At 69.7% G+C, this 9,974-nt stretch carries 8 protein-coding genes; 2 read left to right on the forward strand and 6 right to left on the reverse strand.

Annotated features, from left to right (window positions below):
• Positions 1 to 90: 90 nt before the first annotated feature.
• From ACWIE7_RS10190 to ACWIE7_RS10210, 5 genes are all read right to left on the reverse strand, one after another.
• Positions 91 to 1,191, reverse strand: a complete 1,101-nt coding sequence (locus tag ACWIE7_RS10190; protein ID WP_452100086.1) for a peptidoglycan recognition protein family protein — start codon at positions 1,189 to 1,191, stop codon at positions 91 to 93.
• A gap of 175 nt (positions 1,192 to 1,366) precedes the next feature.
• Positions 1,367 to 3,229, reverse strand: a complete 1,863-nt coding sequence (gene leuA, locus ACWIE7_RS10195) for a 2-isopropylmalate synthase (protein WP_452100085.1) — start codon at positions 3,227 to 3,229, stop codon at positions 1,367 to 1,369.
• Positions 3,230 to 3,388: 159 nt separating this feature from the next.
• Positions 3,389 to 3,865, reverse strand: a complete 477-nt coding sequence (locus ACWIE7_RS10200) for a GNAT family N-acetyltransferase (RefSeq protein WP_454069203.1) — start codon at positions 3,863 to 3,865, stop codon at positions 3,389 to 3,391.
• Between the two features lie 91 nt (positions 3,866 to 3,956).
• Positions 3,957 to 4,778, reverse strand: coding sequence for a trypsin-like serine protease (locus tag ACWIE7_RS10205; protein WP_454069204.1), 822 nt, complete (start codon positions 4,776 to 4,778; stop codon positions 3,957 to 3,959).
• 111 nt (positions 4,779 to 4,889) lie between these two features.
• Complete coding sequence (locus tag ACWIE7_RS10210) at positions 4,890 to 5,876, reverse strand: DMT family transporter (RefSeq protein WP_454069205.1); 987 nt, start codon at positions 5,874 to 5,876, stop codon at positions 4,890 to 4,892.
• Between the two features lie 91 nt (positions 5,877 to 5,967).
• Here ACWIE7_RS10210 and ACWIE7_RS10215 point away from each other — a divergent pair, with 91 nt between their 5' ends.
• A complete protein-coding gene (locus ACWIE7_RS10215; RefSeq protein ID WP_452100081.1) occupies positions 5,968 to 7,230 on the forward strand; it encodes an aspartate kinase in 1,263 nt (420 codons plus the stop codon).
• A 266-nt stretch (positions 7,231 to 7,496) separates the two neighbouring features.
• Here the strand turns inward: ACWIE7_RS10215 and ACWIE7_RS10220 are convergent, their stop codons facing one another.
• Positions 7,497 to 8,378 carry an endonuclease domain-containing protein gene (locus tag ACWIE7_RS10220; RefSeq protein WP_454069206.1) on the reverse strand — a complete coding sequence of 294 codons (882 nt, stop codon included), beginning with the start codon at positions 8,376 to 8,378 and terminating at the stop codon, positions 7,497 to 7,499.
• 370 nt (positions 8,379 to 8,748) lie between these two features.
• On the opposite strand from ACWIE7_RS10220, the gene ACWIE7_RS10225 reads away from it, so the two are divergent.
• Positions 8,749 to 9,783 (forward strand): aspartate-semialdehyde dehydrogenase, encoded by a 1,035-nt coding sequence (locus ACWIE7_RS10225; protein WP_454057862.1) that lies wholly within the window; start codon positions 8,749 to 8,751, stop codon positions 9,781 to 9,783.
• Positions 9,784 to 9,974 lie beyond the last annotated feature (191 nt).

Genomic DNA, 9,974 nt, shown 5'->3' on the forward strand with positions numbered 1-9,974 from the left:
CGGGTTGGGTGATCCTGCAGGGGAGCGGCCGAGACGCGTGACGGACTACGCTGGCACGACCCCCGGACCGACGGTGACGCCAGCGGTGCCTTAGGACCCGAACGCGGCCGAGGAGACGGCCCGGGGGGTCCAGCCGTTGGCGGCGTGGTCGCGGATGAACTGCATCTGCGGGTAGAAGGCGTTGCCCGGGCAGGCGGTCCCGCCCCAGTCGCGGTGTCCCGAGACCGCGGGCATCGGACGCGTGGCCCCGCCCTGCGGGTTGCGGTAGGTGATGCCGCCGCGCGGGTTGATGCCAGTGGCGTTGCACAGGGCGCGGACACAGTCGATGGTGGCGCCCACGGCGGCCGCGGTCGGCGGGGTGCTGGTGAAGTTGCCGAGCAGACCGATGCCGATATTGCCGTTGTTGAACCCACCGACGTGCCCGGCGGTCACGACAGGCGGAGCGATGCCCGCGACCGGCGGGACCTGGAAGACCGGGGTGCCCAGTGGAGTGCCGCCGCGGCCCTGGTAGATCCGGCCGTTGGGGTCGATGAGCAGGTGATAGCCCACGTCGCCCCAGCCCAGAGTGTCGGCGTGGTAGTTGTAGACCGCCCGCACGCTGGCCGAATGGTCGGCGAACAGTGCGGAGACGGTGTGGTGGATGGTGATCGACTGCGCGGGGAAGTAGGTCGGCGACCAGCGGTTGCCGGAGACGTCGCCGGCTCCCCAGGCGGCGCGCGGAATGATCGGCAGCCCGAGCGCACCGACGCTGCCGAGGCTGTAGTCGCGCCGCTGGTCCGAGCCGTCACTGAAGACGGTGGCCTCGGCCCCCTCTGCCGCGTCCACCTCGTAGCCCACTGCGCCCCTCGGGGCGGCGACGAGCTCGGAGGCCGGCACACTGCCGCTGTCCGGGGCGGAGTCCAGCAACTCGAGCGGCTGCCAGTCGCCCACCGAGCCGTCGGGGAACGCGAACCGGATGCGTCCGGCGATGTCCTCGGGGCTGGGGAAGGTGACACCCACGTACCCGAGCGGGCCGTTGGGCTGGACCATGCCGCTGCCGGTGGAGATCGACTGCATCAGGTCCTGGGCGGCGCCGAGTGAGCCGGTGGCGAACGGGTTGGCTCCGGCGAGGGGGCCGCGGACGGTCGAGGCGACCGCCGCACCGACCCCGACCGATGCGGCGGTGAGAAAGCCACGGCGAGACACGGGCATATGAGGAACTCCAGACGGGTTGCGTTGACCAGACGCCATGCATATCGGCGCGAACGGCCGCCACATTACGCGCTTGGCGTAACCAAATCGAGACCTCTGTTACCGAAGTGAGACATGTGACTAATGAGGCGCAAGGGACTCCCCTCGGGCCCTCCGCGGGCTCCCCAGCGGCCCGTCAGGGCGCCCAGGTGCGCGCGCCCTCGGTGCTGCCGATGGTCGCCGGATCCGCGTCGGCCTCGTCGGCGTAGGCGCGGTTCACGGCGGAGACCACGGCCCGCAGCGACGCGGTGGTGATGGAGCCGGCCCGGCCGACCCCCCAGAACACGCGGTTGCCGAACTGCACCTCGACGTAGGCGGCCGCGGTGGCGTCGTCGCCGGCGGTCATTGCGTGCTCGGTGTAGTCGAGGATGCGTACCTCGTCGTCGAACATCTCGTTGAGCGCGGTCACGAACGCGGCCAGCGGACCGTTACCCGAGCCGAGCAGCTCGCGGGTCTCGCCCTTCCACTTCACGACGGCCTCGATCGAGTCCTCGCCGTCGTCGGTCTCGGCGGGCACCAGGACCTGCGACATGCGCTCCATGGGCGAGACGCGGTCCAGGTACTCGAGCGAGAAGATGTCCCACATCGCCTTGGGCGTGACCTCACCACCCTCGGAGTCGGTGACGTTCTGCACGATCTGCGAGAACTCCACCTGCAGGCGCCGCGGCAGTTGCAGGCCGTAGTCGCTCTTCATGATGTAGGCGACGCCGCCCTTGCCGGACTGCGAGTTCACGCGGATGACGGCCTCGTACGTGCGGCCCTCGTCCTTCGGGTCGACGGGCAGGTACGGGACCTCCCAGGTGACGTCCTCGACATCCTCGCCGCGCGAGGCGGCCTCGGCCTGCAGGGCGTCGAAGCCCTTGTTGATGGCGTCCTGGTGCGAGCCGGAGAACGCGGTGAAGACCAGGTCGCCGCCGTACGGGTGCCGCTCGGGCACGCGCAGCTGGTTGGCGTACTCGACGGTGCGACGAATCTCGTCCATGTCGGAGAAGTTGATCTGCGGGTCGACTCCGCGGGTCAGCATGTTCATGCCCAGCGTCACCAGGCAGACGTTGCCGGTGCGCTCGCCGTTGCCGAACAGGCAGCCCTCGATGCGGTCCGCGCCGGCCTGGAAGCCCAGCTCGGCGGCGGCCACGCCGGTGCCGCGGTCGTTGTGCGGGTGCAGCGAGAGGATGGTGGCGTCGCGGTGCGCCAGGTTCCGGTGCATCCACTCGATCTGGTCGGCGTACACGTTGGGCGTGGCCATCTCGACCGTGGCCGGCAGGTTGATGATGATCGGGTTCTCACGGGTCGCGCCCACGACCTCGGTCACGGCGTCGCAGATCTCCTTGGAGAACGCCAGTTCGGTGCCGGTGAACGACTCGGGCGAGTACTGCCAGCGCCAGTTGGTGTCGGGGTAGTCGCGCGCGATCTCGCTGACCAGCTCGGCGGCGTCGGTGGCGATCTTCTTGATCGCGTCGCGGTCCTTACGGAACACCACGCGGCGCTGCAGGATCGACGTGGAGTTGTAGAAGTGCACGATCACGTTCGTCGCGCCCTCGCAGGCCTCGAACGTGCGGCGGATGAGGTCCTCCCGGCACTGGACCAGCACCTGGATGGTTACGTCGTCGGGGATCGCGTCGTCCTCGATGATCTCCCGCACGAAGTCGTAGTCCGTCTGCGACGCCGACGGGAACCCGACCTCGATCTCCTTGTAGCCCATCCGCACCAGCAGCTCGAACATCCGGCGCTTGCGGGCGGGGCTCATGGGGTCGATCAGCGCCTGGTTGCCGTCGCGCAGATCCACGGCGCACCACTGTGGGGCGTGGGTGATGACCTTGTCCGGCCACGTGCGGTCGGGCAGCGAGACGTCCTCGACCTCCTCGGCGAACGGCCGGTAGCGGTGCCACGGCATGGACGAACCGCGCTGGGTGTTCCAGGCGGGCTGGCCGGGGCGACCCGGCTTGGAGGGGGGAGTGATGGTCGACGACGACGACACGAAAGCGTCAGCGGGATTCATTTCGGGGGCTCAACTTCCCTAGAGGTGCGATCAGTGGAACACGGACCGGCGCGAAAAGATCCCGCGACGGGGAGCCGGTCCGCCTCAGCGGGCCCCGCCGCGGCACCCAAGAAGGAGCACGCGCTGCATGACCGTCACGATACACAGTTTCGGTGTCCGTCACGGTATCGGGATGACGAAGGTCGTGGACTGGCTGGAGGTGCTTTCCGGCCGCGCGCTCGGATCGGCGTCCTCGTCGGTCGCGTGGAACGGGGACCCGGGACCGAGGTCACGCTCGTTCTCCGCGTCCGAGCGGTGCACCGACCCCCACACGCGGGTGCAGCCGGCCTCCTCGGCGATCTCGACCGCCTTGTCGACGAGCCGGTGAGCCAGCCCCTGGTGGCGGAGGTCCTCGCGCACCCTGATCCCGTAGACGAACAGGTCGGGGCTCTCGCCCAGGTGTCCGGTCTCCACGCCCACGAGCATCCCCACCGGAACATCCTCGTACACGGCCAGGATCAGCATGTTCGAGCCGCGGTCGAGGAAGTCCTGGGTCCACTCGGCGGTGGGCGGCGTGGCGAGCAGGTCGCCGGCGGACAGCACGAGGTCGACGTCGGCGCGCGAGGCGCGACGGATCACGAGCTCCGGCAGGGTCATCTGCTCAGTGTGACAAAAACCGCGGCGGTTCGACATGGCGATGTTGTTGTGGGCGCGGGTGGGCGGGCTCCGCCGGCTCCTGTGAACGGCATCAGCGATGGGCGATCATCCAGTTGATCCAGCCGTTCTGCGCGGGGATCGACTCGTACCAGGCGGGGTTGGTGCCGTCCGCCCGGCGACTCGCGTGGTCGGAGCCGGAGTGGATGCCCACCAGGCGGTCCCCGTGGAAGACGGGCCCGCCGGAGTCGCCGAAGCTGAAGCCTCCCTGGATGGTGTGGGAGCGGCCGATCCACGAACCGCCGCGGGGTTCCATCCGCTCGAGACGGGTCAGGCCGGTGAGCACCTCGGCCGAGCGCGGCGCCTGCGGACCGGGCGCGACGCCGCCGAAGCCGTGGAAGCGCAGGATCGCGCCGGGCGCGGGGTCGGTGCCGGCGCGCAGCACGGCCGGGGAGGGCGCGGGGTGGCGGAGCTTGAGGAGCATCAGGTCGCCGGCCGGCGCGTGGTAGGCGGCCGCCGGGGTGTGTCGGCCGAGGCTGCCGGTGTCCAGGGACCCGAACCCGCCGACGATGGTCGGGTTCGCGAGCGAGGCGGTCCCGGCGAAACCGCCCGGAACGGTGCCCATGGTGCCGAAGCCGAGGGTGAACGCGCGCGGGTCGGCCGGGCCGCAGTGCGCGGCGGTGGCCACCCAGAACGGGTCGATCACCACGCCTGAACAGGGCGTTCCGGGGATGCCGTGGAAGGTGGTGATCTGGACGGCCCACGGCGCGGCGCCGGAGGTCGTGCCGCCCACCACCGCGCCGGCGGTGGGGGCCGTGAGGGTGACGGGTGAAACGAGGGTGCCGACGACGACAGCGCCGACGGCCGAGACTGCAGCGGCGAGCCGGCCCAGGCGCGCGGGGCGCGTGTGACTCATGGTGCTTACGGTGCCACAGGGGCGTGTGAGGCGCATAAAATTTAGTGTATGTGAGACATGCAGGCGGTGGGGACCGTGCGGTCCCGCCTCGGCGATCTGCTCAGTGCGTGTTCAGGCGGTGGCGGCGTTGTCGTCGTCGTGGTCGTGAAGGTCGCCACCCGCCGCGGGACCGTCTCCACCCACGGCGCCGTCTCCGCCCACGTCGGCGCCGCGTTGACCACCCGCCACGGCGACACGGCCGGCCCCGGGCGGCCCCGGGCCGACCTCCTTGCGGGCCAGCGCGACCGTCGCCACGGCCATCACCGCCAGCGTCACCGCCAGCAACACCAGGTGCGCGCCGTCCACCTGGAACCGCTCGCCCAACACCAGCACGCCCAACACCAGCGAGATCACCGGCGTCGTGACGGTCGACGCCGGCACCGCCTGGTGCACCGCGCCCGCCTCGAACGACATCTGCTGCAACGTCAACGCCGCCACCGCCGCGACCCCCAGCGCGTACACCTCGCCCGTCGTGGCCACCTCCCACGCGCCACCCTCGTGCCAGCGCTGCGTCACGCCCTTGGTGAACAGCGCCACGTACGCGAACGCCGCGCCGCCCGCCACGCCGAACAGCACCGCGCGGCCCCCGTTGGAGTGCCGGCGCCGCGCGAAGCGCAGGAGGATCCCGACGACGACGAGACCACCCACACACGCCAGCACCCACTCCCAGAAGGTCGGATGCGCCTCACCCCCGGTCGGGCGGCCGAAGATCACCAACACCATCACGCACGCCGTCAGCACGTGGCCCCAGAACAACTCCGTCTTGGACACCTGGCGGTGGTTCATCCACGCGCCCAGCGGCAACGCGAAGATGAGTGAGGTGACCGAGATCGTCTGGACGAGGATCAGCGAACCGAACGCCAGCGCCAGGCCCTGGAAGGCGAAACCGGCCAGGCTGATGAGCATTCCGGACCACCAATAACGGCTGGCGAGAACGCCGAACCGGCCCTCGAGTCGGCCCCCCGCGCGGTCCATCGTCCGGTGGCGCATCACCGTCCCGAGGGCCTGGCTGAGGGCGGACGCGAGGGCCAGGAGAACTGCCGCCCAGGTTTCCGTCATCTATGACGAGTAAACACCTCCCGTAAAGTGGGCACGCGTTAGGCCGAACAACACCGGAAAAAGCCGATCAGCACCGGAAGGGTGTGACCGCGTGGCACTGGTAGTGCAGAAGTACGGCGGCTCCTCCGTGGAGTCCGCAGAACGGATCCGACGGGTGGCCGAACGGATCGTGGATACGAAGAAGGCCGGGAACGACGTAGTGGTGGTCGCCTCGGCGATGGGAGACACCACCGACGAGTTGCTGGACCTGGCGGACCAGGTCTGCCCGTCGCCGCCGCAGCGCGAGATGGACATGCTGCTCACCTCGGGTGAGCGGATCTCCAACGCGCTGCTCGCGATGGCCATCAGCTCGTTCGGGATGGAGGCGTACTCGTTCACCGGGTCGCAGGCCGGGATCATCACCACCACCCGGCACGGCAACAGCCGGATCATCGACATCACCCCGGGCCGCGTCCGCGAGGCGCTCGACGAGGGCAAGATCACGCTCGTCGCCGGCTTCCAGGGAGTGTCGAGGGAGACCCGCGACGTCACGACGCTGGGACGCGGCGGCTCCGACACCACCGCGGTGGCCCTGGCCGCCTCGCTCGGCGCGGACGTGTGCGAGATCTACTCGGACGTCGACGGCATCTACACCGCCGACCCGCGGATCGTGCCCAACGCCCGCAAGCTCGACACCATCTCGTACGAGGAGATGCAGGAGATGGCGGCCGTCGGGTCCAAGATCCTCAACCTGCGCAGCGTCGAGTTCGCGCGCCGCAACCAGGTGCCGCTGCGCGTCCGCTCTTCGTATTCGAACGACCCCGGCACGCTCGTGGCGGGAAATGTGGAGGACATCCCCGTGGAAGACGCATTGCTGACCGGAGTCGCACACGACGCCTCGGAGGCCAAGATCACGGTGGTCGGCATCCCCGACCAGCCCGGCTACGCCGCCAAGGTGTTCCGCATGGTCGCCGACGCAGAGATCAACATCGACATGGTCCTGCAGAACGTGTCGCGCTCCTCCGGTAAAACCGACATCACCTTCACCTGCCCGCTCGAGGTGGGCGCCAAGGCCACCGAGGTGCTGACCAAGGCCAAGGACGAGCTGGGCATCGACCAGGTGCTCTACGACGACAACGTGGGCAAGGTGTCCCTCGTCGGCGCCGGGATGAAGTCGCACCCGGGCGTCACCGCGACGTTCTGTGAGGCCATCTCCGCGGCGGGCGTCAACATCGAGCTCATCTCCACCTCGGAGATCCGGATCTCGGCGCTCGTCCGCGAGGAGGAACTCAACGACTGCGTGCGCGCGCTGCACGACGCCTTCGAGCTCGGTGGCGAGGAGGAGGCGCAGGTCTACGCCGGCACCGGCCGCTAGGTTTCGGCGGGCTGGGGCGGTGTCCCGTTGCAACCCGTCCTACGGCGGCCCGTTCCAGGGCTGCCCGGCCCACGGCGGCGCGTCCTACGGCGGCCCGTCCCATGGCGGCCAGTCCCGCGGCGGCGCGTCCTACGGCGGCGCGTCCTACGGCGGCCCGTCCATCAGAGGGTTCGGCCCACATCGCTCGAGTGCGTGTGTGCCGAACCCTCTGCTCGTTGGCGTGGCCACGTCCGGGTTGGCTGGCCCGGCCCGGCAGCCCGGGTAGTTCACCCCGTCGCGCCCGGCGGATTGCCCTCGCGAGCTCGGATGCCCTGCCGGATGTCGGCGGCGGTCTGATGCTCGTCGCGGGTGATCATCGTGGTGGTCACCGGGTAGTGCAGCCAGCCGAACTTGCGGATCCGATTCCATCGCGTCAGATCCCTGGCGTGCTGGTCGGGCGCCCGGTGATACTCGCCGTCGTACTCGACCGCGATCTTCAGTCGCCGATTCCCCAGGTCGAGCCTGTAGGGGAGTCCGGGAATCGACACCTGAGTCTCGAAGCCCTCGAATCCGTGCTTGTGCAGGAAGAGTCGGGTGCGGGTCTCCCAGGGGGAGTCCATGGCCCCGGTGTCACAGAGTTCGAGCGCAGCGAGGGCCCGCCGCTTGCCCGGCAGGCGTCGCGGGGTCTCTGCGAGCGGTCTGACATCTCGCTCGGGATCGACGCCGATTCTCGGCGATCCGTCGAGTGCGATGACCGCGTTGGTCGGATCGTCCCGCCGTGCGATGTCGAACAAGGCCCACGCCGGCGAGGCTATCCGGCCGAGCCTGTCGGGGCCGAACGTCAGTGTCCCGGTGTGCTCGCGCGGGATCGTGTACTGGCGTCCGATCATCCCGGGCCTGTCGACACGTCGTGTGCCACAGGCGAACTCGTCGATGTAGTCGCGCGGTGCGCCCCTGTGTCCGTGAGCTTCGGCGGCCAGCCAGCCGGTCACCACCGCGTCGGGGCAGAGTGCCGAGATCGCGGCGATCCGCACCATCGGATCCGTCTCGTCGATCCCGTGCGGGATCCAGAGTCCCCGGTGGAGTCGGTTGTAGCCGCTCGCGCCGAGCCGTCGCCCGAGGTTGGGGATGAGGTCGCGGGTCCGTTGGGGTGGCCGAAAGTCGCGCATGGGACAAGGATCGACGACGACGACGCCACCACCCCGTCCCGACTGGCTCGAATGGGCATGGCTTGTGGAGAGTTCAGGGCCTGTGGATGATTCGGTCCGAGGGAGGAGTTCCCGTCATTTCGCACTACACCCCTCCGTCCTCAAGTCCGTCCTCAAGAGGGTTCGGCGCACTACCTTCTCGCGCGATGCGGGCTGAACCCGCTTCTTGACGGGGCGCTGCTCGACGCCGCCGTCGGGCCCCGTGACGCACGCCTCGGATCGGCAGGCGCGGGGTCGGTAGTATGGTCGTTCGCCGGTCGGTCGAGCGCAGGGCGGAGCACCCGTCCGCGACGGGCCGGGACGACAAGACTTTCAGGAGTTGACCTCGCAGATGACCACTGTCGCCGTAGTCGGAGCCACGGGCCAGGTGGGGCGCGTCATGCGTGCCCTGCTCGAGGAGCGGGACTTCCCGGCCGACAAGGTCCGGTTCTTCGCTTCCGCCCGTTCGGCCGGGACCACGCTGCCGTTCCGGGGCGAGGACATCGTCGTGGAGGACACCGCGGCCACCACCGATGAGGAGCTCCAGGGCATCGACATCGCCCTCTTCTCGGCTGGCGGCACGATGTCCAAGGAGCAGGCGCCCCGGTTCGCGGCTGCCGGCGCCGTCGTCGTCGACAATTCCAGCGCCTGGCGCAAGGACCCGGACGTTCCCCTGGTGGTCTCCGAGGTGAACCCGGGCGCGGCCAAGAACCCTCCCAAGGGCATCATCGCCAACCCCAACTGCACCACCATGGCCGCGATGCCGGTGCTCAAGGTGCTGCACGACGCGGCGGGGCTGAAGCGGCTCGTGGTGTCGACGTACCAGGCGGTGTCGGGTTCGGGGCTGGCCGGCGTGGACACGCTCAACGACCAGGTGACCAACAACGTGGCGGCCGGGCACGAGCTGGTGCACGACGGCGGCGCGCTGCAGGCCGGCGAGACGGGGCCGTACGTGGCGCCGATCGCGTTCAACGTGCTGCCGCTGGCGGGTGCGATCGTCGACGACGGTTCCGAGGAGACCGACGAGGAGCAGAAGCTGCGCAACGAGTCGCGCAAGATCCTCGACATCCCGGGGCTGCCCGTGGCGGGCACCTGCGTGCGCGTGCCGGTGTACACGGGCCACACGCTGACCATCAACGCCGAGTTCGCCGAGGACATCACGCCGGAGCAGGCGCGCGAGCTGCTGTCGAAGGCGCCGGGCGTGAAGGTCGTGGACGTGCCGACGCCGCTCGAGGCCGTGGGCATCGACGAGTCGCTGGTCGGTCGCATCCGTCAGGACCAGTCGATCGAGGGCAACAAGGGGCTCAACCTGGTGGTCTCGGGCGACAACCTGCGTAAGGGTGCGGCGCTGAACACCATCCAGATCGCGGAGCTGCTGGTCAAGTAGCGTTTCGAGCGTCGCCGAGAGCGTTCCGCGCACATCGCCCGAGGGCGGTCTCAGGGAGCTAGTACAACACCCTGGCTGCATCGGGGTATGTGGTGGCGAAGGAGCTGGACGGGGGAAGCGAGGGGCCGAGGGGACGACGACGAGGCCCGCCCCGTCCCCACGTGAAGAGAGCCGCCGCCCGGTATCCGTAC

Source organism: Dietzia sp. NPDC055343 (assembly GCF_053645265.1).

Excerpts from the sequence above, each read along its gene's own strand:
- ACWIE7_RS10210 (WP_454069205.1), bottom strand. The coding sequence starts at position 5,876 with ATGACGGAAACCTGGGCGGCAGTTCTCCTGGCCCTCGCGTCCGCCCTC.
- ACWIE7_RS10200 (WP_454069203.1), bottom strand. The coding sequence starts at position 3,865 with ATGACCCTGCCGGAGCTCGTGATCCGTCGCGCCTCGCGCGCCGACGTC.
- leuA (WP_452100085.1), bottom strand. The coding sequence starts at position 3,229 with ATGAATCCCGCTGACGCTTTCGTGTCGTCGTCGTCGACCATCACTCCC.
- ACWIE7_RS10220 (WP_454069206.1), bottom strand. The coding sequence starts at position 8,378 with ATGCGCGACTTTCGGCCACCCCAACGGACCCGCGACCTCATCCCCAAC.
- ACWIE7_RS10205 (WP_454069204.1), bottom strand. The coding sequence starts at position 4,778 with ATGAGTCACACGCGCCCCGCGCGCCTGGGCCGGCTCGCCGCTGCAGTC.
- ACWIE7_RS10225 (WP_454057862.1), top strand. The coding sequence starts at position 8,749 with ATGACCACTGTCGCCGTAGTCGGAGCCACGGGCCAGGTGGGGCGCGTC.
- ACWIE7_RS10190 (WP_452100086.1), bottom strand. The coding sequence starts at position 1,191 with ATGCCCGTGTCTCGCCGTGGCTTTCTCACCGCCGCATCGGTCGGGGTC.